The organism is bacterium (assembly GCA_036382775.1).
GTDB lineage: Bacteria > Hydrothermota > Tepidihabitantia > SM23-42 > JAOAFX01 > DASVHD01.
Map to the genome: position 1 here is coordinate 1 of DASVHD010000026.1, position 26,317 is coordinate 26,317.

Annotated in this window: 19 protein-coding genes and 1 other RNA gene; 6 read left to right on the plus strand and 14 right to left on the minus strand. The window is 52.0% G+C overall.

All coding sequences use genetic code 11. The features are described 5' to 3' along the window. A partial coding sequence (locus VF399_04335) for a T9SS type A sorting domain-containing protein (protein HEX7319569.1) occupies positions 1-584 on the plus strand: 584 nt, incomplete at its 5' end. A gap of 92 nt (positions 585-676) precedes the next feature. Then, positions 677-2,290, plus strand: a complete 1,614-nt coding sequence (locus tag VF399_04340; GenBank protein ID HEX7319570.1) for a M6 family metalloprotease domain-containing protein — start codon at positions 677-679, stop codon at positions 2,288-2,290. On the opposite strand, the gene VF399_04345 is transcribed toward VF399_04340, so the two are convergent. Continuing rightward, the gene (locus VF399_04345) at positions 2,280-4,448 is read right to left on the minus strand and encodes a hypothetical protein (protein ID HEX7319571.1); all 2,169 of its coding nucleotides are present in this window, start codon (positions 4,446-4,448) and stop codon (positions 2,280-2,282) included. The genes VF399_04340 and VF399_04345 overlap by 11 nt on opposite strands. A 217-nt stretch (positions 4,449-4,665) precedes the next feature. On the opposite strand from VF399_04345, the gene VF399_04350 reads away from it, so the two are divergent. After that, positions 4,666-7,107 carry an ATP-binding protein gene (locus tag VF399_04350; GenBank protein ID HEX7319572.1) on the plus strand — a complete coding sequence of 814 codons (2,442 nt, stop codon included), beginning with the start codon at positions 4,666-4,668 and terminating at the stop codon, positions 7,105-7,107. Here VF399_04350 and leuS read toward each other — a convergent pair. The 4 genes from leuS to amrS all read right to left on the minus strand — a co-directional run bounded on the left by leuS (position 7,104) and on the right by amrS (position 12,608). Continuing rightward, positions 7,104-9,557 (minus strand): leucine--tRNA ligase, encoded by a 2,454-nt coding sequence (gene leuS / locus VF399_04355; GenBank protein ID HEX7319573.1) that lies wholly within the window; start codon positions 9,555-9,557, stop codon positions 7,104-7,106. The genes VF399_04350 and leuS overlap by 4 nt on opposite strands. Before the next feature lie 28 nt (positions 9,558-9,585). Next, positions 9,586-10,434, minus strand: coding sequence for a zinc finger Ran-binding domain-containing protein (locus VF399_04360; GenBank protein ID HEX7319574.1), 849 nt, complete (start codon positions 10,432-10,434; stop codon positions 9,586-9,588). A gap of 1 nt (position 10,435) precedes the next feature. Then, positions 10,436-11,380 (minus strand): hypothetical protein, encoded by a 945-nt coding sequence (locus VF399_04365; GenBank protein HEX7319575.1) that lies wholly within the window; start codon positions 11,378-11,380, stop codon positions 10,436-10,438. A gap of 79 nt (positions 11,381-11,459) precedes the next feature. Continuing rightward, the gene (gene amrS / locus VF399_04370) at positions 11,460-12,608 is read right to left on the minus strand and encodes an AmmeMemoRadiSam system radical SAM enzyme (protein ID HEX7319576.1); all 1,149 of its coding nucleotides are present in this window, start codon (positions 12,606-12,608) and stop codon (positions 11,460-11,462) included. Between the two features lie 86 nt (positions 12,609-12,694). Between amrS and VF399_04375 the strand changes: the two genes are divergently transcribed. The 3 genes from VF399_04375 to VF399_04385 all read left to right on the plus strand — a co-directional run bounded on the left by VF399_04375 (position 12,695) and on the right by VF399_04385 (position 17,166). Beyond that, positions 12,695-13,537, plus strand: a complete 843-nt coding sequence (locus VF399_04375; protein HEX7319577.1) for a DMT family transporter — start codon at positions 12,695-12,697, stop codon at positions 13,535-13,537. A gap of 68 nt (positions 13,538-13,605) precedes the next feature. Then, positions 13,606-15,105 carry a sigma 54-interacting transcriptional regulator gene (locus tag VF399_04380; GenBank protein ID HEX7319578.1) on the plus strand — a complete coding sequence of 500 codons (1,500 nt, stop codon included), beginning with the start codon at positions 13,606-13,608 and terminating at the stop codon, positions 15,103-15,105. 573 nt (positions 15,106-15,678) lie between these two features. After that, complete coding sequence (locus tag VF399_04385; protein HEX7319579.1) at positions 15,679-17,166, plus strand: PQQ-binding-like beta-propeller repeat protein; 1,488 nt, start codon at positions 15,679-15,681, stop codon at positions 17,164-17,166. Between the two features lie 80 nt (positions 17,167-17,246). Here VF399_04385 and gcvPA read toward each other — a convergent pair whose 3' ends face one another. The 9 genes from gcvPA to VF399_04430 form a co-directional block, all read right to left on the minus strand. Further along, positions 17,247-18,596 carry an aminomethyl-transferring glycine dehydrogenase subunit GcvPA gene (gene gcvPA / locus VF399_04390; protein ID HEX7319580.1) on the minus strand — a complete coding sequence of 450 codons (1,350 nt, stop codon included), beginning with the start codon at positions 18,594-18,596 and terminating at the stop codon, positions 17,247-17,249. A 5-nt stretch (positions 18,597-18,601) separates the two neighbouring features. Beyond that, a complete protein-coding gene (gcvH, locus tag VF399_04395) occupies positions 18,602-18,988 on the minus strand; it encodes a glycine cleavage system protein GcvH (GenBank protein ID HEX7319581.1) in 387 nt (128 codons plus the stop codon). 107 nt (positions 18,989-19,095) lie between these two features. Next, complete coding sequence (gene gcvT, locus VF399_04400) at positions 19,096-20,199, minus strand: glycine cleavage system aminomethyltransferase GcvT (GenBank protein HEX7319582.1); 1,104 nt, start codon at positions 20,197-20,199, stop codon at positions 19,096-19,098. A 40-nt stretch (positions 20,200-20,239) separates the two neighbouring features. After that, positions 20,240-21,532: a gliding motility-associated C-terminal domain-containing protein gene (locus VF399_04405; GenBank protein HEX7319583.1), complete on the minus strand. Its 1,293-nt coding sequence runs from the start codon at positions 21,530-21,532 to the stop codon at positions 20,240-20,242. Between the two features lie 176 nt (positions 21,533-21,708). Beyond that, positions 21,709-21,972, minus strand: a complete 264-nt coding sequence (locus VF399_04410) for a GIY-YIG nuclease family protein (GenBank protein ID HEX7319584.1) — start codon at positions 21,970-21,972, stop codon at positions 21,709-21,711. A gap of 165 nt (positions 21,973-22,137) precedes the next feature. Continuing rightward, positions 22,138-22,489, minus strand: a transfer-messenger RNA (tmRNA) gene (gene ssrA, locus VF399_04415). Between the two features lie 137 nt (positions 22,490-22,626). Beyond that, a complete protein-coding gene (thiL, locus tag VF399_04420; GenBank protein ID HEX7319585.1) occupies positions 22,627-23,577 on the minus strand; it encodes a thiamine-phosphate kinase in 951 nt (316 codons plus the stop codon). Positions 23,578-23,696: 119 nt separating this feature from the next. Further along, complete coding sequence (locus tag VF399_04425) at positions 23,697-24,680, minus strand: GTPase (GenBank protein HEX7319586.1); 984 nt, start codon at positions 24,678-24,680, stop codon at positions 23,697-23,699. A 64-nt stretch (positions 24,681-24,744) separates the two neighbouring features. After that, positions 24,745-26,217: a tetratricopeptide repeat protein gene (locus VF399_04430; GenBank protein ID HEX7319587.1), complete on the minus strand. Its 1,473-nt coding sequence runs from the start codon at positions 26,215-26,217 to the stop codon at positions 24,745-24,747. Positions 26,218-26,317 lie beyond the last annotated feature (100 nt).

Here is a 26,317-nt window from a genome sequence, read left to right on the forward strand (position 1 = left end):
CCATCCCAGCCAGTGCTGAAAGTTTAGAAATAGGTTATAATTACTTTTTCAGCCTATCTTATGGCACTGAATTTTATGACGTAAATATGCGTAAATGTTATGGGGGTAGTTGGGGCGCTCGGATTAATCTGAGAAATTATATGTCAGATACAAGCGGCCGCGACCTTGTTGATTTAAGTTCATTCTTGCCTGCCGATTCAATGCAATTCGACTGGACATATAGGAATATTTGGGGATCCTATCAGTCATTATGCATCGTTGATAGCGTTATTGTAGGGTATTTTGACTTAAATAAGTTGAATGAAGATAATGACAATGATGAGCAGAGTAAACAACAAGCTTTTTTCATAACCCCAAGTTTATTAAAATCCGGTGCAGTGATCACATATACTATTTCACAACCAATTACCGGATCACTTGATCTATTTGATGCCTTGGGAAGAAAGATCATGAGAATCCATAAAGGTAAATTCAGTGTGGGCAGGCATTTGTGTGAAATCAGAAAAGATCTGAAGCCTGGGGTTTATTTCATGATTTTAGATACGCCTGGAATAAAAATGCATCAGAAACTAGTTCTTGAATAAAGAACGAAAACCGACCCTCATATATTTTAAACATTATCTTGACATAAGCGAACGCCTCATTATACTGTCATATATTTAGAAAGGAGTCCATCATGAAATACCTGTTGATTTTAGTTTTTGGTCTGATATCTATCGCCTTTGCGGTCCCTCCCTCGCCCGAAATGCTGGGCCAGCTCAAGGCAAACGGGAATTACGAAGCCGTGATCAACGCTTTGCGCCAGGCGCGGCTCGCCGGCGTGGACCAGCCGAATCCAATGCCGCTGCGGACCAAACCCGGCGACCGGCTCGAGGTCAAAGCCATCGCCATTCTCGTGGATTTCAGCGATAACGTCGGTGTTACGCCGGCGGCTCACTTCGATACCATTCTTTCGTCGCAGGCTGCCTACTCGACCGGCTCAATGCGTGACTTTTACCTGGAGAACAGCTACAGCGCCGTGGATCTGGTCACCACGGTCGTGGGCTGGCTGCGCATGCCCCAGACTTACGCGTACTATGTCGATGGCAATTACGGCTGGAGCAGTTACCCGCACAACTGCCAGCGACTGACCGAGGACGCGGTATGGGCGGCCGATCCGTCGGTCGATTTTTCCCAGTTCGATAACGACAACGACGGTTACATCGACGCCCTGTTCATCATTCACGCGGGTCCGGGCGCCGAAGAGACCGGCGATCCCAATGACATCTGGTCGCATGCCTGGTGCACCGTGAACGTCCCTTATGTCGACGGGGTATACGCTTACAGTTATTCGACCGAACCCGAGAACGGCAGGATCGGCGTGTTCTGCCACGAAGCCGGTCACGCGGTCTTCGGCCTGCCCGACCTGTACGATTACGGTTATGACTCGTACGGCGTGGGCTACTGGTCGGTTATGGCATACGGTTCCTGGGGCAATAACGGACGCAGACCGACCCACCTCGATGCCTGGTCAAAGTGCGACTGCGGTTTTGCCGTACCCCACATCGTGACGGCCAACACGGATAGTGTCATGTTCCCGCGCGTGGAATATACCCCGGTGATCGAAAAACTCTGGTCTTACGGCGCCCCGACCAATGAATTCGTCATGGTCGAAAACCGCCAAAAGGTCGGGTTCGATAATTACCTGCCGTCAAGCGGCATGCTCGTGTGGCACGTGGACGAAAACCAGAGCGGCAACGATAACCAGTGGTACCCGGGTCATACGGACTACGGCCATTACAAAGTAGCCCTGGAGCAGGCGGACGGACTATGGCAGATGGAACAGAATATCAACGCCGGTAACACTGGTGATCCGTATCCGGGCAGCACGGGCAGCCGTTTCTATAACGACAGTACGACGCCGGATTCCAAGGATTACAACTTTAACGTCACCTATGTCGCCGTGGAGAACGTCACGAATTCGGATGACACCATGTGGGCGGACCTCAAGGTTTGGCCGGTCGGAGTTTCCGAATCCAGACAGTTTGTATCCATACCCCTTGCCCTGGAGTTCTTGCCGGGTAACCCGGTCCGCAACGGTTCAAGCATCGTTTTCAAGCTCCCCGGACAAGGACCGTCCGTACTCTCCGTTTATGATCGTTCCGGAGCCGTTGTTTACCGGCACGAAAACAATGCCGGCGGTCCGGTAACCTGGGACCTTAAGGTTCAACGCGTCCGCGCCGGTATCTATTTCGCCCGGCTCGAACAGGTATCCGGTGTGGGTACGGCCAAGATCGTGATCATCCAATAGGCGATCTTGCCCGCGACGTCAACAGAACAAGACCGGCAACCGCATTGAGCGCGGTATAAACCGCGAGCGTAAAAAAGATCCCTTGTCCAGGGATCAAGATCACGGTCGTTACGATCGCGGCAACGCTTGCGCCAACAAGATCAAAGCCGTAAACGAACCCCGCCCTGCCCTCGCCCGCGATATCGATTGCCAGAGGGAAAAAAATACCTGCGGCGATCCCGGTCAAAACCAACAACAATGGAAGCATGATCCAGGTTCCATCACTGAATCGAGCCGTCATAAGGATGGCGGTTAAACCAAGGAGTACGAATACGGCATGACCGGCGGCCAGACCGCGGGGAATTGCCCTGCCGTGCAAGAACCGCTCACTTACGCGGCACAAGTACGTCCCTGCTCCCAGACCGGCCATGAAAGCAGCCGTCATCGCGCCGATCCAGCCGTATAGATAACCCTGCATCGACTGGAAGATCATGATCAGTACGATCTCCATGGAGATCGCGGTGGCCCCGGCGCAGGCAACCGAGCAGTAAACGACGCGGCGGCGCGACCGGATGAAAAAAAGAATCAGCAGCAGGGGCAGCAAAAAGAATCCGCGATGGAGCTTCGCGCTGGATTCAAGGACATTCCTGAGCAGGGTCGAAGCCCGGCCGCTCCACAGGACCAGCGAATAATAATAGCATGACGGGTTCGAGTCGGTATTGGTGCGGGCGGTCGCCCGTTCGAGCGTTTGCCGGACACAGCTGATCCGCTCGTCGGTAAGGTTGAATTTTAAAAAATGATCATTGACATACCGTAGATCCAAACCGCGTTGAATAATGCGTTCGCTGAGCAATCGGCTGATGCTGACCGGAGCTGCTGCCGTTCCATTTTCAGACAGACTGATATGATCGCCCGCGAGAAAAGTCAGTTTACCGTCCGGCAATACTGCGATCTCGCCGAACGAACACGCCAGCGCTTTATCGACGGACTTAAGATACTGTGCGTGCAATGGGCTAATGATATCCGGGGCCGCTGATAGCCGCACCGCGAGCACGCCTTTTTCTTTAAGGATCTTTTTGGCCTCGGCAAAAAATTCTTTAGTATAATAGCGATTGATAAGACCATTTACCGGGTCGGGAAGGTTGACGATGACCACATCAAATGAATCGACCGCATGTTTCACGTAGTAACGGCCGTCGCCGAGCACGACCCTGATCTTGTTGTTCTTTATAACATTACCGTCCGCGAACTGCCCGCCCAGCCGGAAAAGCACCGGGTCGAGCTCGGCATACACTATCTCTCCCACGCCCGGATGCTTCAGGATCTGGTCCAGGCCACCGCCGGCCCCGCCGCCGATGAGCAATATTTTCTCAGGACGCGGATGGTAAAGCATCGCATATTGCACGGCTTCTTCAGCAGAATAATCGTCCGGGAAAGAGAAATCGTATACACCGGTCGTGTAGAAATTCACCTGAGTACCGGTCCTGGTCACATTGATGACGCCGTATTTTGACTCGCTAAAAGCGACCAACGCCTGACCCGGCATCTGGATCCTGCGCAGCGCTGTATCCGCTTCCCAGGCTTTGAACAGACCGAGCAGGAAAATGAGCGCAATCGGGCTCATTTTGGGTGACCGGATAAAGAGACCGCATCCGGCCAGTAATGACGAAGCGATGAGCACAGTAACCAAAGCGGGAACAGTTCCAATAAGCACGAACGATATCAAAAGGCCGCCCAGGCACGCACCCGCCGCTTCGAGAATATAAACCTTTTTAGCGTCGTACACGCGGCACGCGGTCGTGAACAACCCGCCGAAAGACACGCCCATTCCGCAGAGCAGGATCAGCGATATCAATAAGAAATTGCCGAAACCGATCGTCTCCCCCCAGGGTATGGAAAAAATCCTTGGGACCAGCCGGAACGCGACGACCGTTGCCGGGCACAAAAGGCTCAGGACGACAAGGATAAATGCAAACTCGAACGCCGGAGTCCGGCTGATCCTCGCTCGCGCGAACAATATGCTGCCCAGACCGCTCCAGATCAGCCAGATCGCAAGCATAATACCGGCAGTAAGCTCATTGCCTGCGAACACGACCATGCCCTCACGGATAACAAGGGTTTGGGCAATGATGGATACGGCTCCGGAAACAAAAACCGCAAATGCGGTTTTTTTGGTCATGATTTGATTTTAGATATTCATAAAAGAAAATCAAGAGGCAGTTACTTGACTTAAATGCTTATTTTGCTATAATCACCGGAGGCAGCCTAAAAGCAATGATATTGCATTGAAATGTCATCTTTGATCATATGCAAAATATCACTGTCATCATTCCGGTCGCGGCCTCAGGGCTGCGGCCGGAGGGGATTTTTTAAAAACCAGCTAGCGGGAGGAACTGATGAAAAAATTCAAGGAATTAAAGCCGTCAGAATTAAGATGGCAGTGCGAACCTAAATTACTTAAATTCAAGACGACCAAGGACCTTGCGGTCCGTGAAGGGATCATCGGGCAACCCCGTGCCATACAGGCAATAAAACTGGGGCTTAACGTCAAGTATCCTGGATATAACATTTTTATCACCGGACCCGTTGGCACTGGTCGTTCGACCGCCGTGACCAAGCTATTGGACGAACTCAAAGTAAGGAAGGGTGTTTTAAAAGATATTATTTACGTCAATAATTTCAAAAATCCCGACATGCCCAGGCTGATCGAACTGGCGGCCGGCAATGGCCGGGAGTTCCGGGATAGCATTGTCAGCCTGGTCGAACAACTGAAGACCAATATCCCCCAGGTTTTCAGCAGCGAGCAGTATCAGAAACAAAGACAGAAGATCATCAATAAATACGAGGAAAAACACAAATCCCTACTCGGCGAATTCGAGCGGGTCGTCGAATCGCAGGGGTTCAAGATGGTCCAGGTCCAGATGGGACCGTTTTTCCGGCCCGCCATCCTGCCCGTGATCAACCAAAAACCAACGAACCTCGAAGATGTAGATGACCTCGTAAAACAGGGCAAGATGAACGCGGATGACTACCGGCTGATGAAGGAGAACATCCAAAAACTTGAAGAACAAATGACCGTGCTATACACGAAGGCGCGGGAATACCAGGACGCAGCGAACGAAGAGATCGCGGAGCTCAACAGCAGCACGGTCAAGCCCATTGTCATCAACATGATCAACGAGATCAGACAAAAATTCAACAACGACAAGGTGAACGAATACCTCGATGAGATCATCCACGCGATGCTGGCAGACCTGGAGCGGTTCATTAGAAAAGAAGTGAAAGAAGATCCGTTCCGTGAATTCCAGGTCAATCTGCTCGTTGATAACGCCGAGACCAAGACCGTCCCCATCATCTTTGAAACAACGCCGTCTTTTAAGAACCTGTTCGGCACAATCGAGCGCTTTTCGCCCGCGCCCGGTGTCATGATCAGCGATTTTCTCAATATCAAAGCCGGCTCACTGCTGCAGGCTAACGGCGGGTACCTGGTCATCAACGCCTTCGACTCGCTGGTCGAAGCGGGCGTATGGCAGACGCTGAAACGCGCGCTGCGCAACAACCTGGTCGACATCCAGGTCTTTGATCCCTTTTACATATTCTCGGTGTCGGCGCTCAAACCCGAACCGATATCCATCGACGTCAAGATCGTGATGATCGGGAACGAAGAACTGTACTACCTGCTGTTCTACCAGGACGAAGATTTCAAGAAGATCTTCAAGGTTAAAGCGGAATTCGATACGGTCATGGAAAAGAACGTTTCCAATGTCAATGAGTACGCATCCTTCATCAAGTCTGTCTGTCACATGGAAGGCCTGCTCCCGTTCAGCAAGGAAGCGGTCGCCGACATCATTGAGTACGGCGTCCGGATCGCCGGCCGGAAAGACAAGATCTCCACGCGCTTCCATATCGTCGCCGACACGATCCGGGAAGCCGATTACTGGGCAAAACAGGCGCACAAGACCGACGTCGGTGCCGGGGAGGTTGAACAGGCGATCCAGGGCTGGCGCAAACGCGTGAACATGTACGAAGACAAGATCCAGGAAATGATCCAGAAAGACATCCTGATGATCGAGACGAAGAAAAAAGCCGTCGGCCAGATCAACGGCCTGTCGGTCTACCAGCTGGGCGACTACGCTTTTGGCCGGCCGGCCAAGATCACGGCAAAAACATCGATCGGCAGGACCGGTATCATAAACATCGAGCGCGAGGCGAACCTTGCCGGCCGCACGTTCAACAAGGGAGTCCTCATTATCACCGGTTTCCTCCGGAGCCGCTACGCGCAGCAGCAGCCGCTTTCGGTCGATGCGACGCTGGGTTTTGAACAATCCTACAGCGAGATCGACGGTGACTCGGCTTCATGCGCCGAAATTTACGCCATCCTCTCGGCCCTGTCCGGCGTGCCCCTTGCCCAGGAGATCGCGGTAACCGGTTCGGTGAACCAGAATGGCATAGTCCAGCCGATCGGCGGCGTCAACGAAAAGATCGAAGGATTCTACGAGGTGTGCAAGGCAAAAGGCTTTACCGGCAAACAGGGCGTCTGCATACCCCATTCCAATGTCGGCGACCTCATGCTCAAACAGGAGGTCGTGGATGCGGTCAAGTCGCGGAAATTCCACGTTTATGCGGTAAAGACCATTGACGAGGGGATCGAATTGCTGACGGGTATGAAAGCCGGTAAAAAAAGAAAGACCAGCTTTGAGAAGAACAGCGTGAACTACCTGGTCGCCAAACGGTTGGATGAATACGCTATCCGGCTCAAGGGATTCTCAAAAGAAAAAGATACGGATACAAAAGAAAAAGATAAAAATAAAAAAATAGTAAGTAAACGCCGGGTTTAAACGACGATATTCAGGATCTTCAGCGGCACGTAAATGATCTTTTTCACCGGCTTGTCGCCGATGTGACGCCGTACTTTTTCGTCGGCCAGTACGCGTTCCTTAATGTCTTCCTCAGACAGACCCGGATCCACTTCCAGGTGACCCCGCACTTTCCCGTTTATCTGGATCACGATCGTAGCCGTGTCCCCCTTGGTGAACCGCTCATCGAACGAGGGCCAGGGGTCATTCATCAGGCAATCATTGCTGCCGGTAAGAGACCACAACTCCTCGGCCAGGTGCGGCGCGAATGGCGACAACAGGCGGATAAACACCTGCAAGCCATAACCGAAAACCGGTCCCCGGTCTTTTTCTGAAACCGTATACAGTTCGTTCAGGAGCTCCCATAAGGCCGCGATCGCAGTATTGAACTTGAACTGCTCCACATCGGCCGTGACCTTGGCGACGGTCTGGTTGACCTTGATATACAATTTCTTCCCCGGCGCATCGAGCGCGGCCGCCTCAGGTTTTAGCGCGGTGATAAACTTCAGGTTCTCGGTGACGATCCGGTAGACGCGGTCCAGGAAACGCTCCGCGCCAACGACGCCCTCATCGCTCCATTCCACGTCACGCTCGGGTGGTGCCGCGAACAAGATGGTAAGCCGGGCGACATCCGCGCCGTGCTGCTGGACAAAGGGGCCGACCGGAATGGTGTTGCCTTTGGATTTTGACATGACCTCGCCGTTCCGGAGCACCATGCCCTGGGTAAAGAGGTTCTGGGCAGGTTCATCGACCGCGATATAGCCGGCGTCGAACAGAATCTTGGTAAACAACCGGAAATAGATCAGATGCCCGGTCGCGTGCTCGATGCCGCCCGTGTACTGGTCGATCGGCAGCCATTGCCGCGCCCGGTCCTGGCTGCAAAATTCCTGGTCATTATGCGGATCCAGATACCGCAGGAAATACCAGGACGAACAGACAAACGTATCCATGGTGTCGGGATCACGCTGTGCCGGACCGCCGCAGGTCGGGCACGAGGTGTTTATAAATTCACTCACGCCGGCCAGGGGCGATTTGCCGCGGGGCACAAAATCCAGGATGATTTCCGGCAAAAGGACCGGCAGGTCTTTCTCCGGGACCGGCAAGATACCGCATACAGGACAGTAAATGATCGGGATCGGAGCTCCCCAATAGCGCTGCCGCGAGATCAACCAGTCCTTGATGTGGTAATTGACCGCAGTCCCGCCACCGCCCTTTTTAGCGATAGCATCGGTCACCGCCTTGATCCCGGCCTCTGATGCCATGCCGTTGTAAGGACCGGAATTCACCATCGTGCCGTGATCCACGTAGGCATCCGTCATCTGACCGGCATCAAGCACCTGGCCCGGCGGATTGATAACGATTTTGATGTCCAGATCATATTTCTTAGCGAACTGGAAATCCCTCGTGTCATGGGCCGGTACGCCCATGACCACGCCGCTGCCGTACTCGGCAAGCACATAGTCGGCCACGAATATCGGGATATTATCGCCGCTCAAAGGGTTGACCGCCATGACACCCGTATTAACGCCGTCCTTCTCGCGCTCCACCCTTTCGATCACGGTCCGCTTGGTGGCGTCCTTGATGTATTCGCGGACCTGCTTTTCGTTGGGGCATCCTTTGACCACGGACTCGATCAGCGGGCTCTCCGGAGCGATGCTGATGAAGGTCACACCGAAGATCGTGTCCGGCCTCGTGGTGAATACCTCCAGCTTGACATCCCTGTTCTTCACCCCAAAGACGATATTCGTCCCCTCGCTCCGGCCGATCCAGTTCCGCTGCATGGCTTTTACTTTTTCGGGCCATCCGGGCAACGTATCGAGACCCTGCAGCAACCGCTCGGCATACTGGGTGATCTTAAAGAACCACTGGTTCAAGCGGCGTTTTTCGATCGGTGAACGGCAGTTCGATCGATAACAGTATCCGTTATCCACCTGTTCGTTCGCCAGCACGGTCTGGCAGCCGGGGCACCAGTTCACAAAGGCCTCTTTTTTATAAGCCAGGCCCCGCCGGTGCAGCAACAGGAACATCCACTGGGTCCAACGGTAGTAATCCGGCATGCAGGTAATCACTTCGCGCTGCCAGTCAAAACTGATACCCAGCATTTTCAACGATTCGTCCGAAACCTTGATATTATCAAGCGACCATTTTTTCGGCGGTACGCCGATCTCGATGGCGCGGTTCTCCGCCGGCAGGCCGAACGCGTCCCACCCGAAAGGATGCAAGACATCGAATCCCTGCCGCCGCTTGAACCTGCTGATAACATCGCCGATCACGTAGTTCTTGCAGTGACCCATATGGATGTCGCCGGATGGATATGCGAACATCACAAGGTCGTAGAATTTTTTACTTGGGATTTCGGCCGTGCGGAAAAACCCGTTCGCTTCCCAGTACTGCTGCCACTTTTTCTCAATTTCAAAATGATCGTAGACCATGGACTGATAATGTTGTTTTACTGTGGTGTTACTGCAGCGGTGACTCGAGTATCTCTGCCCCGCATTTTTCACAATACCAGGAATCCGGGGTATTCACATACCCGCACTTTGGACAAGGAACGCCCTTCTCGCCCTTTTTCAGCTTGGCGGATTCATTGGCCTTGGGGGGTTCTGGTTTTGCCGCTTCTTTCACCGGTTCCGGCTCGCCTTCGACCAGCAGTTCATCCAGCTTCTTTACCTGCTCCGGGATCGCCGTTTCAAGAATATGCTCGTCGATCTCCAGCCCGGAATTATCAACGTTCTTTTTGACGGGCTCTTTATCAACGGCTTTCAGCTCCTCGATGATCTCCTTCATTTCAATGATCGGCTCCTCGATCTGCACCTCGGCCGGTTCCTCGGTTTTTACCTCGACCGGCGCTTTTGGCATTTCCAATTCTGGCGGCTCGGCCGGTTTCACCACCTCTTCCATGGCTGCACCAGTGCCGATACTATCAACCCATTTCAAACGGTCGGCGATCATCGCCAGCTCTTTATCGAGCTCCTGCAACCGGCTCTTGTTATCGCCGGTAACCTTATTGTAATCACCGTCATTATATTCGCCGATGGAATAACGCAGGTCGGCCTCTTCGATCAGCAATTCAATGTCCTTACGCTGCTGCTGCAGATCTCCCTTTTCATTCATCAGCCGGCCTGATTCTGCCTTGACCAGCTCGACATTGGAAGTAAGCTTCTTCTCGATCTCTTTTAGTTTTCTTTCGTATTCCCGCTTCACCTTCTCGTACACCTCGAAACTGACAGTTGATCTCTTCTCGTCGATCTTTGCCAGTTTGGCAATCAGATCGTTCCGCTCCGCATCAATCTGTTCTAAAGTCTTCATTTTATCTTCCATATACGCCCCCTTTCCGAGTCAGGGTTATGTTCTGTACAAAAAAAAGCTCCATGTGCAGGTCCTCGAAGTAGGTATTGGTTTTCATTTTCCGGTCGATGTTCTGGATCTGTCCCAGTATTGTCCGCAGGGTCCCAGGTTCAGTACTCTTTAGATCTTCGTGGGCATACAGCGTACCACGGACCAGCGCATCCACGATCTCGGCATAATGTTTGACATAAGGTTTCAATTCCTCGAATAAACTCAGGGCCTCGGGCTTTCCCTGTAAAAACGCTCTAACCAGATGGTATTTGTCATAGTCGCATAACCCGACCGCGAGATCCCTGATCTCGCTGACGCCCAGCTGTTTGGCTTCACTAAGATAATTTTTTATCTTTTCGAACTCGTTTTTCAAACCGGTGATGTCATGCTTGAATTCGCTTTCCAGATACTCGATCACGACGGGCGAAATATCCAGCTTTTCGCGTTTGATCTTGGTCATTATCCAACGCCGGACCTGTCCTTTTTCTTCCTTGTACGTGACCAGCCGCGCTTGTTTAAAATATGCCGATACTTTCTTGTATAGTGCTTCGTACCTTGACGGTTTGAGATCTTTCCTGATCGTGTAGATCATGACCAGACAGTTCATTGCCCGTGCGCCGTTCACGGCATCGGCGAATTCTTTCAGTTCACCGTTTTTTTCTAACTTTTCAATGTCTTTGACGACGATCAACCGCCGTGCCGAGGCGAAAGGCGAAAGACAGAAACGCTCCGTGATCGCCTCGATCTCCGTGTCATCGGCATAGAAGCTGTCAAGATCGAACGACGGGTCGACCTTCAGCGCATCCCGGATCGCTGCGATCGAATTCTCGGTCAAGAGGGGTTCATTGCCCATCAATAGATACTGGTTGTGGATCGTGCCCTTCTTTAGCAGGTCGCGCATTTCCTCGTCGATCATGGCACTATTGTATATAAATATTTTAAACTGTCAAGGCATACAGAAAGACTAAGGAGGGTTAGTAACGGGTCGTCCGGATCTATTGCCAGCGGCCGGCGATGTCATTTTTACAGTATATGCACTTTCCCTGCCTGATATGGTCGCTCAGCACCTGATAACCCGCTCTTTCAATGATGAGCTTCCGGCATTTTGGGCAGTATGTATTCACCTCGGGCACACCCGGAACATTGCCTATGTAAACATAGTGCAGTCCCGCGGCCCGGGCGATGTCACAGGTGTGGCTCATAGTTTCCAGCGGCGTTGGTGAAATATTATCAAGCTTATACTGGGGATAGAACCGCGAAAAGTGCAGCGGTGTATCGGCCCCGAGTTCGCTGACGACCCATTCGCACAGACCGGTAAGCATCTCGTCTGAGTCGTTCTTCGCCGGAATGACCAGGTTTGTGATCTCCAACCAGACGCCGTTTTCTTTCAGCTGTTTGAGCGTATCCAGTACGGGCGGCAATGTGCCGCCGGTGATATCGCGATAGAAATCGTCGCTGAAACCCTTCAGGTCGACGTTAGCACCGTCGAGATACTTGCAAAGTTCATCGAGCGGCTCTTTTTTTATGTATCCGTTGGAGTGGTAGACGTTCAGGATCCCTTGCTCGCGCGCGCTCTTTGCGGTCGCCAGCATGTATTCAAAGAACACCGTGGGTTCGGTATAGGTATAAGCGATGGCCGGGGTACGGTACTCCAGCGCGAGCTTCACAATATCTTCCGGCGCGAGCTTCAGATTATCGGTGTCATCGGTCCGGGCCTGCGATATGTTCCAGTTCTGGCAGTTCTTGCAGGTAAAATTGCACCCTGCCGTCGCCAGCGACAGGACCGCCGAACCGGGCAGAAAATGGAACAAAGGTTTTTTCTCCATGGGATCGATATGCACGGCGCAGGGATTGGCATAAGCCAGGGTGTAATACGAACCGGACCGGTTTTCCCGCACGCGGCAGAAACCGCGCTTGCCGTCTCCGACGACGCATTCCCTTGGGCACAGCTGGCACTTGACCTTTCGTTTCCCCAATTTCGCATAATGTTGCGCTTCTTTCAGCTCGTAGTAGCCCCGCTGCACGTCAAGCGCCTGCGCCTGGCAGACCTTGAGCAGCTCATGACCCAGCGCACCCGTAGCACACGCGGCGATGCATGTTTTCAGAAACCCGCGGCGGCTGACCAGCCGTTCAAAAAGTAACATAGGATTTAGTATACCGCAGTAGATGCGCGCTGTCAATATTGACCGGACCGCCACGCTCGCTATAATATGCTTAGGATATCCAAGACATGCTGTTCACAATTCCTTCATCGATCCAGTATGCCCTTCTGGCGTTGATACTTATTGGTATCGGCGATGCCATCAATAAAAAAGCAAGGCTCGATGGCATCCCGATCAGCTCTTATCTACTGGTCCAGACGCCCTGTTTCGGCCTGACGATCCTCGTCATCACGCTCGCCCGGGGCGGGATCAGGATCGCTCCATCCGAGATCATGCTCGCTATCATCGGCACCGCTTTATCATTTGCCGCTTTCACGCTGATGCTGCACAGCCTGAGCCGGGGCCAGGCCAGTATAAACTACGCCATTTTCAGACTGAGTTTCGTTTTCTCGTCCATCGCCGCAATCGTCCTCCTCAACGAAGCATGCCACGCGACCAAGGTGATCGGTGTCGCATGCGCCTTCGCAGCCATCGTGCTCTTCTCCCTGAAATCCGGCGCGCAGTCACCCGTCATCACTGCGGTCGCCGCGATGTTCCTGAACTCCGGTTATCAGGTCGTTCTCAAGATCGCGACCCGGACAATGATACTCCTGCCCGCGTTCCTGCTGGCAATGTCTTTGATGTTCTTCGTGGCGGTCATCGCCTATTACCTGTGGTCAGGGCATCCGCCGGTGCCAAAAAGAACGTTCCTTTATGCTCCGGCTAATGGCCTGATCATGTCCCTGGGCACCCTGAGCACACTTTTCAGCCTTTCCCGGGGCGACCTGAGCACGGTCACGCCCCTGACACAGCTCAGTTTTATTGTCACTGCCGCGGTATCGGTCCTGTTCCTGAAAGAACGGCTGACCTTACTGAACTGGATCGGCATCGCCATCGCGGTAATCGCCATTGCTATCCTGGGTCTTGCCTGAAATCCAACGAAGCCGGGCGGGTTATGATTGACTTCGTGGCCGTTTGGGCTATACTTACCTGACCAACCATGGACGCCATCATTCACAAGATCGGACGTGAACAGCTGGAAATGCTTTTCCAGATGGTCAGTTCCTTATCGTCAACTCTTGAATTCCCGAGGATCATGGAGATCATAATGGACAGCGCGCGCGCGCTGTTGGGTGCCGAAGCGAGCTCGCTGTTACTGCTTGATGAAACGACCAATGAACTCTATTTTGCCAGCGCCACGGGCGCGGTCTCCGAGCGTTTAAAGAACCTGACCGTGCCATTGGATAAAGGCATCGCCGGCGCCTGCGTCCGAGATGGTCGGCTCAAGGTCGTAAACGACACCGCGGCGGCCCCTGAGTTCTACCCGCAGATCGATATGAAAACCGGATTTGTCACGCGCTCGATCATCGCGGCGCCGCTCGTGCTCACGGGCAAGACCATCGGCGTCATCGAGGTGCTCAACAAGAAGGATGGGACGCCTTGGGCCGATGAAGACAAGGAGCTCTTGATCATCATCGCCTTCCAGGCCGCGCACGTGATCCAGAACGCCCAGCTGCACATGGAAGTATCCGAGTATAAGGACCTGCTCCGCAACGAGCTTGACGCCCGCTACGCGATCGTCGCCAACGACGAACTGTTCATGGAAGTATTGCAGCTTTCTGAAAAGGTGGCGGCGAGCGCCACAACCGTGCTCCTGCTGGGGGAACACGGCACCGGAAAGGAATTGATCGCCCGGTACATTCACCGTATAAGCCCGCGCAAGGACCAGCCTTTTATCGCGGTCAGCTGTGCGGCCCTGCCCACGACCCTGCTGGAAAGCGAGCTGTTCGGTTACGAAAAAGGGGCATTTACCGGCGCTTCGGCACAGCACCGGGGACGGTTCGAGCTGGCGAACCACGGGACCATTTTCTTAGACGAGATCGGCGACCTGCCGATCGAGACCCAGGTCAAATTGCTCAGGGTCCTGCAGGAACGTGAATTCGAACGGCTGGGCGGCGTCAAAACGGTGAAAGTCGACGTCCGCGTGATCGCGGCGACGAACCAGGACCTTGAAGAAAAAATAAAGCAGAAGCTTTTCCGCGAGGACCTTTTTTACCGGCTCAACGTGTTCCCGGTCCACATCCCGCCCCTGCGCGATCGCAGGAACGATATCCCGGCGCTGGCCATGCATTTTCTTTCCGTCTTCGCGAAACAGATGAACAAACCGGTCAAAAAACTCAGCGATGACGCCCAGGCGGCGCTCGTCAATTATCCGTGGCCCGGTAACGTCAGGGAACTTCAGAACGTGATCGAACGGGCGGTCGTGCTGGCCAACTCCGAAATTATCGGCATCGATTCCCTCATCCTTCCGCTCAGACCCGTCCTGGCGATACCCCAATCCGGCAATAGCCTGAGGCGCGCCGTCGAAGAATTCAAAATGGATTACATCCTGGCGGTGCTAAAACAGTGCGGCGGTAACCAGCGTAAAGCCAGCGAGATCCTCAAGATCCAGCCCACTTACCTGTCAAGATTACTGCATAGAAACAAAAAAAATACCTGATTTGGATCAGATCCCCTTGACATTCCCTTTATAATCAGGATAATAGTTAAGGCTTAATAATTAAGCCATTAACTAATAGGAGAAAGCAACTGAAAAGACCGCGAAAGGCGAGTCGGTGCCGGGATAACCAAGAAGACTGCAACCGGATCGATTCATTGATTGTCCATCTGAGTCGAATCATCTACTCACAATGGACCGCAGTTACTGCTGACTGGGATCTGACCCCGCCACAGAATAAAATCTTAAGAATCCTAGGAGAAAAAAACAGCCAGCCGATCACTGATCTAGGCAATGCCATGTCCTGCACTAAAAGCAACTTGACCGGCGTGATTGACAGCATGGCTCGTCGGGGATTGGTCCGGAGGGTAAGAAATCCCAAAGACCGGCGAATACTGCAGATAAACCTTACTGAAAAATCCAAAAGAATATTATCTTCAATCCCCGGGTGGGCAGAAATATATCGTGACTCGTTGACCCATACATTAAAAGAAAAAGAAGTGAGTGTTTTAAAGGCGATCCTTTCGAAATTATATGCCTTATATTCAAAATCGCAAAAACGAACAAGGAGGAAAAATGTTTAGGATACCGGTAACAATAATTTCATGGGTTTTTTTTATATATGCCAGTGATTGGCCGATGCTATACCATGACCCGGCGCACACATCTTTTACCCAGGACTCGGGGCCATTAACCAAAACACTTGCCTGGAGCTACCAGACCGGAGGTGCAATCGCCAGCTACTATCTGCATATTTCTTCACCCGCCGTAGTTGGCACGAGGCTTTATGTGGGCTCCAACAGCCGTTATGTATACTGCTTTGACGCGGTCAACGGGGGCGCGCCGATTTGGTCCAGGCAATTGTCCGACACGGTCTATTCCTCGCCCGCCGTAGTCAATGGTCGTGTCTATGTCGGAACCTGGGATGGCTACATGTACTGTCTCAATGCCAATAACGGTGATTCCCTGTGGCGGTATTACAGTGGTGGTTTGATTGAGATGGGCGCGGTCGTTACTGACGATCGTGTCTTCTTCGGTTCCTGGTATCAGAATTATCTCTGGTGTCTGGATGCAGTGACCGGCAGTCTTATCTGGCGAGGTCAGCCCGAGACCAATTTCATGTTCAGCCACAGCATGCCGGCCGTTGATGACAGTCTTGTCCTAATGGGGTCATCGCGATTCATGGCTTCACCCACAAAATTCTACGCCTTCAAGGAATATCCTGCCAGCCCGCCTAACGGTGAAATCGCCTGGCGTTGTTCCTTGGGAACGGGCGTGCAGCACCAACCTCTTTCGGTGGGTAATGGTCGGGTGTATGGTTCGGTGGATGACGGCTACCTTTACTGCATGAATGAGTATCCGCCAACCAACCAAGGTCAAGTTTTCTGGAGCATCATATCTTCGCCGGGCGGCGGCGGCGATCCGTCATGCGTGTCAATAAAAGGCGACACGATATACTATGGGCATGAACGAGGGTTTGTATATGCGCGGAGGGCAAGCGATGGCGGACTTATCTGGGAGCGGTCTTCGCTGGGCGGCCACAGTGGGGTCGGCGCAGTTACGATTACGCCGTCGCGGCTTTATGTCGGCACGGGCGTCGAAACCGCGAGCAAAAAAGTCATATGCTATGACCGCGCCTCCGGTGACACCATCTGGACATACCTGACGGGCGGCTATGTCACTTCTACCCCGGCGGTTGTCAATGGCATGCTATTTATAACTTCACAGGATGGCTACCTCTACGCATTTGGTAACTGGATAGATATCAAAGAGGAATCAAAACAGAACGACCCGGTTTATCTCTTAATAAATCCTAATATCTCGCGAACGAGCACTAAAATAAAATATCAAATAGACAATCCAGGGTATGTGTCGGTCAAAATATTCAATACACTCGGTAATGAGATAAGGACTCTGGTAGATGAATACGTTAATGCTGGAAGGCACATAATTCATTGGGACCTTAAAGATAATCAGAAAAGACGCGTTGGTTCGGGCATCTACTTATGCAGATTCCACAATAAAAGCAGGAATATTCAATCGAAAATAGTCGTTTTAGACTAAGGACGGCTGCGTTTTTTAGTGCCAATGCAAATAAAAAAAATAACCGACGAGTCGCTGTTCAGTATTATCGATTAGTGATTCTACAGGACTTTTGAAAGCGAGTCAACAAACTGGTTTAATTCCTGCTTGCTTCTTTTTTCGGTGACCGCGATCAGAAGATGGTTCTCGTGATGGCTATCGCCGAATACCGAAAGGGGTACGCCGCCGAAAATTTTATGTTCCAGCAGCCGGTCAACGATCGCACGGGCCGGTTTATTGGTTTCCAGCGTGAATTCTTTGAAAAATTCCCGGCCTTCAAAAGCCGGTTTGATACCCTTTAGTTCGCGCAACCGCGAGAACAAGTAATGGCTCTTGGAAAAACAAAGGTTGCCCACGTCGACGATGCCCTGCCTGCCAAGCGCGCACAGGTAAACCAGTGCGCTCAGCGCGCACAGCGCTTCGTTGGTGCAAATATTGGAGGTCGCCTTTTCGCGCCGGATATGCTGTTCGCGGGTTTGCAGGGTCAGCACAAAACCCCGCTTGCCGTCCAAGTCCGTCGTCTGCCCTACGACCCGGCCGGGCATGGTGCGCACATGCTCCATCCTGGTCGCGAAAACGCCGAGCAAAGGACCGCCAAAACCCTGCGCGATCCCCATTGCCTGTCCTTCACCGACCGCGATGTCTGCCTGATACTCTGCCGGCGGTGCGACCACCCCGAGAGACAGCGGGTCGATCACCGAAATGAACAATGCTCCATGCCGGTGAACGATCTTCTCGATCTCGCGCATGTTCTCAAAATTACCGAAGAAATTGGGATGCTGAACAGCCACGCAGTTCGCTTCATCCTTCAGGAGCCCTTCCAGCGCCTCAAGATCAAGGGTGCCGTTCTGCGCCGGACACGTGACAGACTCAATACAGCATTCCTTGGTGTACGTGCGTACGGTTCGCCGGTAAAAGGGATGGATCGAATCAGCCATGACAATACGGCCCTTACCCCGTATCGAATTTGCCATGTGACAGGCTTCGGCCAGCGCTGAACCGCCGTCATACATGGAAGCATTTGCAGCGTCCATGCCGGTAAGCTCGCAGATCATGCTCTGGTACTCAAATATCGTCTGCAGCGTGCCCTGCGAAACCTCGGCCTGGTACGGCGTATACGCCGTATAAAATTCGCTGCGCGACGTAATGGCATTGATGATCGCTGGTATATAATGGTCATAGACACCGGCGCCCAGGAACGAAACGAAATCGTCCGTGTCGCGGTTTTCCCCGGCCAAATTCTTAAGCACTGAACGGATCTCGATCTCGGACAACGCCGGGGGTAGGCCGACCTTACCTTTGAACTGCATGGGGGCCGGGATTAGCGAGTCAAGAAGTTCCTGATACGATGATACGCCGATCCTCTTTAGGATCTCCTTCTCGTCCTGAGGTGTCAGGGGTAAATAGTGCATACGGATCAGTGGCTGGCTATCAGCTCCTTATATTCCTTCGCGTCGAGCAACGCCTCGTATTCTTTTTTGTTGTCGATCTTTATCTTTATGATCCAGCCGTCATTATATGGATCCTTGTTTATGATCGCCGGGTCCTTTACGACTTTTTCGTTCACCGCGATCACTTCGCCGCTGACGCAGGCATAGAGATCGCTTACCGCTTTCACGGCTTCGATCGTACCGATCGAATCGCCGGCTTTCACCTTTGTTCCGACCTTGGGCGGTTCGATCATGACGATGTCGGACAGTTCTGATTGCGCGTAATCGGAGATACCCTCAACCGCAATATCACCATCAAGTTTTATCCACTCATGTTCTTTCGAGTATTTAATTCCGTCAATTATGTTCGCCATTAAACCTCCTTGAACAGACGGTCATTGGTCAATGGGTTTAGAAGCCCGATTTTAACAATATTTGTTTTTTCCAGCTTCACAACCTCAACCCAATAACTATTTCATTTTCACTTACGCGTGCCATGTTTGTAAAATGGTCCTTTAATGATCTCGACCTCGATCGGATCCTTTCCGGGGACAATAACCTGCAGTTTCTTTCCAATATCGCCAAACCCGATCTCGACATATCCCATACCGATGCCTTTTTTCAACGACGGAGAGAACGTTCCGGACGTGACATGTCCAATGACCTGGCCCTCGGCGGCGATATCAAGATGGGGACGTGGTATACCCCGGCCCGTCACTTCAAATCCAACGAGTTTGCGCTTGAGGCCGGCTTCCTTGATCTTTAGCAGGGCTTCACGGCCGATAAACTCGCCCTTGTCCATTTTCACGATCCAGCCCAAGCCCGCATCCAACGGATTCGTGGTCTTATCGATATCATTGCCATACAGGCAGTAACGCACTTCGAAACGAAGCGTATCGCGAGCGCCCAGACCAATGGGTCTGATGTTGAATTCCCGTCCCGCTTCGAATATCAGGTCCCAGACCTTTGAGGCATACTTGTTCTCCATATAGACCTCGAACCCATCTTCGCCCGTATATCCGGTGCGTGACAAGAGGACAGGCATGCCGGCCATTTTGGTCTCGATCGCCCAATAGAATTTAATTGCCGCGAGGTCAAGATCGAACAATTTCTGCGTCACCGGTTCGGATTTCGGTCCCTGGATCGCAAGCTGGGCGATAGAATCGCTGATGTTGGTGATCGACACGTCGAATTTTCTGGCGTCAATGATCCACTTGTAATCTTTGTCCGTATTCGCCGCATTGATAACGAGGAACGCCCGGTCGGCCAGATTGTATACCAGCAGGTCGTCGACAATGCCGGCATCCGGATACAGCATCGCCGAATACTGGACCTGGTTTGGTGCAAGTTTCACGGCATCGTTCGTTGTGATATAATTGACGAACCGCAGGCGGTCCTTGCCGCGTACCTCCACTTCGCCCATATGGGAAACGTCAAAAACGCCGACGCCGGTCCGCACGGCTTCGTGTTCCGGAATGATCCCTTCGTACTGGACCGGCATGAGAAATCCGGCGAATTCGACTATCTTCGCCTTGTATTTTAAGTGCATTTCATAAAATGGAGTCTTTTTTACCTCTTTTTGCATGCGCAATTATATGCAAAATATAGCGCAAGTCAACAAGTCGCTATCTCGCCAATACGGTTGTCGTCTTCGCTCGATTGATCTTGTTGTGGCAGACGTACTCAAGGTACACGACATACATCCCGGTCGGCATGCCGCCGCCGTTCCAGTACAGCGTCCCCCGGGTAGTACTGGCAACCGCCTTGCGGCACAAGTCGCACACCCGCTTGCCGCGGCTGTCGAAAATGGTCACGGTCAGATCGCCGTACGGCTCGGGCAAACGGTAATCGATCTGCGCGCGGTCGTTGATCCCGTCGTTATTGGGCGTAAAAACAGCCGGCGTTACGGCCAGCTCGCCGACATCGCCGACAACGATCATGGTCTTGAACACAAGGTTGTTCTCGCACTTTGTATCGCCGACTGCTTCGAGTTCAAAACCGAGCAGGTGCTCGCCCTGAACCGGCCGTTCATACGTGCAGAACACCGAGACGCTGTCGAAAGCTCCGGCCGGTTCACCAGGAAGGTTTGCCACGATCTCATTCGACTGCTTTGTGCTATCGCGGTTGATATCATCATAGACTATTAGCGTATAATCGTTAGTGGCGTGCAGGCCGTTGTTGATCACTACCACCTCGATCATCGCGTCTTCACCGCTTTTGATCGTCGCAGGCGCGATAAATATGCATGCTTCGTCCAGTGCGAGATCGCAAGCCGTGACCGTGCTGTTCGCGCGGCCCGGCGTGCAGCCGGCTGCGTCTATGCATGGATACCAGTTGCTTGATGAATCAGGTTTTGCCAAGTCGATCCTCTCCCACGAAATGCCGTCGCCAGGGTCATAAGGAAAACCGTCGGTGTCGTCCAAAGGCGTACCGAATGTCGTGGTGCACGCCACCGCGTCCGACGTGTAGATAAGCAAAGGATCGGTCGTGGTCAGACCGTCGCAGATCGAGTGGTCATCGGTCGTGATGATCAGTACCGAATCCGGGAGATCGTAAGGCTGGACATTACCGCCTGATGTGTCAGTGCCGGAATAGTCCCGGTCGAGGATGAGCGCGTAGGACAGCGGATACAGCAGTGTCGACCTAATCCGGACTTTTGGATATTTGACGAGTATTGTGCTGTCGTCCCAGCTGAACAGTTCATCGGGGATGGCATCCGGTCCAATACTCTTGTTATCGAAGTCAAAGATCTTGTACGCGGCGAGATCTATTGTATCGCTTGACTGGTTATATACTTCAACGAATTCATTGCGCTTGCCGCAGGTGCTTTCAGAGCCTTTGACATTGGACATCACTTCGGTGATGACAAGCGCGGAATCGGTCAGGGTAAAGATCGAACATAAATACAGGGTAAACATGGTACGCATTATATTGATTTTTCATATCCGGTCAAGGGTTATTTCGCACGATTTTTCGATACTTAAGGCTATATTCTCTCCCTGTCATTGCGAGTCCCACGCTGCTTATGCGGGACGAAGCAATCTCAGACGTACCTTCTCGTTTTCTCGAGAAATAGAAAAAAATTTAATACCTATTAACTTTTTGTAATCAGCTGCGCTTTCTTTGACCGCGGCAGGCATTTGATCTGGATCTCCCGTTTCATCGCGGATTTGATATTTTTTGCCGGTTCATAATAAACCAGTTTTACCGGCAGGCGGCCTTTCAGATATTTCGCGCCGCGGCCCGAGTTATGCAGTTCCAGGCGTTTCTTTAGATCTTTTGTGAGACCGGTGTAATATGTATGGTCAGCAGCTTCAAGGATGTAGACCGAGTACGTTTGATTTTTCTTTTTTGGCATTTGATTAACTACCCCCTCACCTTTTTCCTCTCCCCCAGGTTGGGGGCGAGGGATAGAAGATAAAGGGACTCTCAATTTTGCTGCGACCATAAATGATATTTTGGAGCCCCGCAACTATATTGCGGGACTCTCAATTTTGCTGCGCATCACATAAGATGCACGCAAAATTGGAGGCGGCGGGAATCGAACCCGCGTCCGAAATGTTTCGATGGTGAGGACTACATACTTATTCCCTTTTTGGTTCTCCTCAATTGGTAACCAAGGGACAGGTCCAAAAGAGCGAGCCTGTTAGGATCAAATGCCGGCCCTGCAGGCACAAGCCGGCAAGTTCCAGCCCTTATTACGCCTGACCCCAGGCCGGGCTGAGCTTCCCGGGCAGACGTAGCTGCTCAATTAGGCAGCTAGAGCGTATCCGTTTTCAGGATGTTTTTTTAATTCCAGTCGGATTTACGAGGTGGCTAGAACCCTCGGCATGCCCTCAGTCATGTCATCCACTCCGTCAAGACCGATCGCCCCCGTTTTAAGAATTTGGAAATGGTAATTGGAAATTGGTTAAATAGAAAGAATAATCTCTTTATACCATCTCCGAATTCCAGTAGCAATTACTGCTATATTATAGGAAATAAAAATGGATTGTCAAGGGATGGGTAAAGATCAACCCTGTTTCAAATGCTCAAAGCCGCTGGGTCTGATAGGCCGGAGACCGCGGTTGGTCTGGATAAAAAGCCCTCTTCCCTTTTCGATCCTGCCGACCCGGTTAACGGAGAAACCGATATTCACCGGTACTTTATCCGCTGTGAATAGCAGTTCAAAATCTTCGCCCGCGGATAAAATGAACTTCACCGGGTCGATCTTTCTCCATCGGCAGTATAGCGCGACTTCCGGATGTACCGGCAACATGCAAGGTTCGATCACGACCTTAACCTTACTTTCTTCGCTGATGTGAAAGGCGTCGGTCGATAGCCCGTCGGATGTGTCGATGCAGGCGGTCGCGAATCTTTTTAATTTGAGGCTTTCACTGATCCTGGGCCGCGGATACAGATGTTTTTCAACGGCTTTTGGGAATTCCCTTTTGTTCAAGTGGTTTAACAACGCGAGGCGTCCAACCTCTGCCAGTCCCAGAAAGTTTGTGGCAGACAGCACCTGTCCCGGTTTTGCCCCGCTGCGGAGCAAAGGCTTTTTTGTTATTCCAATGACCGTGATCGTCACGCCCCAGAAAGGGCTTTCGATAATATCACCGCCTGAGATCTCAAGCCGGAAATTTCTTCCTGCTGCGTAAAAACCTTTATACAATTCTGCGATCTCGCCCCGCGTAGTATTTTTGGGAAGATAAAGCGACACCAGGGCGCACACCGGTTTAGCTGCCATGGCCGCGAGATCAGACAGGCTCCCGGCCATTGTTCTGTACCCCAGGTCATATTTTGTGAAGTACCGAAGATCGAAGTGCACGCCCTCGGCAAACGAATCGGTCGACACGACCGTGCCGTTTTTCATCACCATCGCGTCATCACCGATACTGATCCTGACTTCGTGCCTTTTATGAGGAAATCTTTTTCTGATATAATCGATCAGCTGCAGTTCGCTGGCGCGTTGCTTAGGAATCATAAGTAACTAGTAATTGGTTGTTAGCTATTTGGGATTTTGGATTTCGAATTTGTTTATGTCTCATGCTGAGTATTCGACACGAAGCGGGATTTAGATATTCGGATTTAGGATTTGATGAATTAGACATGAAATTCTATTATGTCTCCATCATGCAGAATATAGTTCTTCTCGACCCGCTGCCCCGTGTATCCCGCATCGTTCCACAGCCGCGTGTACTGAAGGTTCTGCTTGAAGTCCTTGTGGATATACTCCGCGGCATCGATTACTGTTGTCCCGGACCTTAGCACGACCGGATCTTTCCGGGCCGGTGCCTGGCCTGCTTTCTTCGTGTATACACGGATGATCCCCAGTCTTTTGAAAATCTCATGTTTCAACACCGCAAGGCTGTCATGGTTCACAGCTGAAACAGGGATGAACGGTACCGCGTATTTTTTGCTCTGGCTAAAAGCTTTTAAGTTCTCTTCAACCGCTTTCGCGTCGGTCTTGTTGACGCAGAGTACTGCTTTGATCACGTTCCCTCCTGCTGCCGCAGCATCGCTGCCAAGATCACACGCGATGTTATGACCGGCAAGCATCTCCTGGATCAATTCGTACTGGGTCTCGAGGTCTTCGGTAGCGTCGAGCACGATCAGCACAAAAGCTGCCGAGCGGTATATCGAATACATCCACGGCTGCGTATCATCGGACAGCGGCGGCGTGTCAATGATCTGAATGAGGACGTCCTCGTAGGGCATCATGCCGACCTGCGGCGAGGTCGTCGTGTAGGGGTATTCGGCGACCGGCACGTTCGCATTGGTCAGGGCGTTCAAAAGCGCCGATTTCCCGGCGTTCGGAAGACCCAGCATCGCGACCTGACCCGCACCCTGCTTGTCGACCTGATACCACGCGGTAGACGGTCCGCCGCCGCTCTTGCGGCCGTGTTCCAACGCCTCCTTGATCTTGCTGATCTTGCTCTTCAGGTCACCCTGGATCTTCTCGGTCCCCTTGTGTTTCGGCATGATCGCCAGCATTTCCTGCAAATACGCGAGTTTTTCCTGAGGCGTTTTTGCCTCCCGGTATTTTTTCTCCGCTTCGTAATATTGGGGTGTCAGGTTAGCCGGCATCGCTATCGATCCATCGCTGTCTTCATTTTAATGAAATTATCATGTAAGTCAATATTTATCCTGCTCATTGACCGGTTTGAAAGCGCTGCAGCAGGCTGGTCACGCGAATCACCCATCCTGCCGCTTCGATCCGTTTGAATATGGCAAGAGCTTCCAGCAAATCGCCCTGAGCTTTTTCACTTTTACCTTCATCGGCCTCGACCCGCCCCAGGTAATAAAGAACGCGGCCCTGGTTATATACGTCCTTCAGTTTTTTGAATAATTCCAGCGCGCTTACCAGCACTTCACTGGCCTCAGCATATCTTTTTTTCTGTAAATAGGATCTTCCCAGGATCACCTTGAGCGATCCGACACGAACCTGAAGATTGTTTTTCTCAGCCAGCGAGATCTCACAGGAAATGCACCGCTGAAAATCAGCGTCAACCGGCAACCCCTGCTCCAGTCGAAACATCATTTTTGTTTCGTTGACCCGCGCAGTGATCTCGGGATTTTGAAGTTTTTCATTGATCCGTTCCACCTCAGCCAATACCTGCTCGCCTTCCTCGAATTTACCAGCTTCAATTGCGGCAAGCACAAAATGGGCATCGGTGATCGCCAGCGAATAATCATCACCCATTCGTTTTTTAAGGATCCGGGCCTCGTTGTACAACTGGCTGGCTTTCGAGTTGTTACCGAGCTTTGAATGCGCGTTCGCCAGATTACTGGTGATAATGCCGATCTCCATTATTTCACCGGTTGCTTCGCGGATGCGCAATGCTTCCGCAAACCGTGCAAGCGCCTGCCGGAAATTACCCAGCAGCATATCGTTCATCCCGAGATTGTTCATGCAGGTCGCAATACCCCGCTTATCACCCGCGGCGCGCCTGATGTGCAGAGCTTTATTGAGATACCGGGCGGCTTGCTCGTACTCACCGGTCCTCTGGAATACGGTGCCGATGTTGTTCAGTGCCAGCGCCATCTGAAGCTTCATACCCAGTTTTTCAAAAATCTCAAGGGCTTTTTCATAGTGTTCTTGTGCGCTGACAACATCCCCGCCACGCCAGTATTTGATCGCCAGATTATTGTAGGTATAGGCAAGACCCTCCAGGTTATTGCTCTTTTCAAATAATTTCCCTGCTTGCTTGTGCTTTTCACCGGCGAGCCCGAGATCACCCAGATAGCCGTACGCCCGGGCTAGTTGGTTCAGGGACCATGCCTGTCCATTGACATCACCGATGTTCTGGAACAAGCCAAGCGCTTGCATCGAAGCCCGCTTTACCGCATCGAAATCGCCGACATCGGAATTTATCTCGGCTACCGAAAGAAAGGAATCGGCCATCAACTTCTTTATGCCCGATCGTTCAGCCATGCGCAGACATTGGTTAGCAATGGTCGTGGCGATGTCAAAATTGCCGATCATGCCGAGTATGCCTGTCTTTCGTAACAGAATGCTCCATCTGACCGCGGTCGCGAACTGACCGGCAGAATCGAATACCGCCGGATCATCGATCTTATCAAAATTGCCTTGCAGGATATCGGTCAGGTGTTTGCGCTTCATAAGCTTTGCCGCCGTAACCAGTATATATGAAAGGGCTACAATAGCAAGCTGAAAGTGATGAAAAACTAACGAAATATCAATGTCATCTATCTGTTGTCGC

Excerpts from the sequence above, each read along its gene's own strand:
- VF399_04340 (HEX7319570.1), top strand. The coding sequence starts at position 677 with ATGAAATACCTGTTGATTTTAGTTTTTGGTCTGATATCTATCGCCTTT.
- VF399_04345 (HEX7319571.1), bottom strand. The coding sequence starts at position 4,448 with ATGACCAAAAAAACCGCATTTGCGGTTTTTGTTTCCGGAGCCGTATCC.
- VF399_04350 (HEX7319572.1), top strand. The coding sequence starts at position 4,666 with ATGAAAAAATTCAAGGAATTAAAGCCGTCAGAATTAAGATGGCAGTGC.
- leuS (HEX7319573.1), bottom strand. The coding sequence starts at position 9,557 with ATGGTCTACGATCATTTTGAAATTGAGAAAAAGTGGCAGCAGTACTGG.
- VF399_04360 (HEX7319574.1), bottom strand. The coding sequence starts at position 10,434 with ATGAAGACTTTAGAACAGATTGATGCGGAGCGGAACGATCTGATTGCC.
- VF399_04365 (HEX7319575.1), bottom strand. The coding sequence starts at position 11,380 with ATGATCGACGAGGAAATGCGCGACCTGCTAAAGAAGGGCACGATCCAC.
- amrS (HEX7319576.1), bottom strand. The coding sequence starts at position 12,608 with ATGTTACTTTTTGAACGGCTGGTCAGCCGCCGCGGGTTTCTGAAAACA.
- VF399_04375 (HEX7319577.1), top strand. The coding sequence starts at position 12,695 with ATGCTGTTCACAATTCCTTCATCGATCCAGTATGCCCTTCTGGCGTTG.
- VF399_04380 (HEX7319578.1), top strand. The coding sequence starts at position 13,606 with ATGGACGCCATCATTCACAAGATCGGACGTGAACAGCTGGAAATGCTT.
- VF399_04385 (HEX7319579.1), top strand. The coding sequence starts at position 15,679 with ATGTTTAGGATACCGGTAACAATAATTTCATGGGTTTTTTTTATATAT.
- gcvPA (HEX7319580.1), bottom strand. The coding sequence starts at position 18,596 with ATGCACTATTTACCCCTGACACCTCAGGACGAGAAGGAGATCCTAAAG.
- gcvH (HEX7319581.1), bottom strand. The coding sequence starts at position 18,988 with ATGGCGAACATAATTGACGGAATTAAATACTCGAAAGAACATGAGTGG.
- gcvT (HEX7319582.1), bottom strand. The coding sequence starts at position 20,199 with ATGCAAAAAGAGGTAAAAAAGACTCCATTTTATGAAATGCACTTAAAA.
- VF399_04405 (HEX7319583.1), bottom strand. The coding sequence starts at position 21,532 with ATGTTTACCCTGTATTTATGTTCGATCTTTACCCTGACCGATTCCGCG.
- VF399_04410 (HEX7319584.1), bottom strand. The coding sequence starts at position 21,972 with ATGCCAAAAAAGAAAAATCAAACGTACTCGGTCTACATCCTTGAAGCT.
- thiL (HEX7319585.1), bottom strand. The coding sequence starts at position 23,577 with ATGATTCCTAAGCAACGCGCCAGCGAACTGCAGCTGATCGATTATATC.
- VF399_04425 (HEX7319586.1), bottom strand. The coding sequence starts at position 24,680 with ATGCCGGCTAACCTGACACCCCAATATTACGAAGCGGAGAAAAAATAC.
- VF399_04430 (HEX7319587.1), bottom strand. The coding sequence starts at position 26,217 with ATGAAGCGCAAACACCTGACCGATATCCTGCAAGGCAATTTTGATAAG.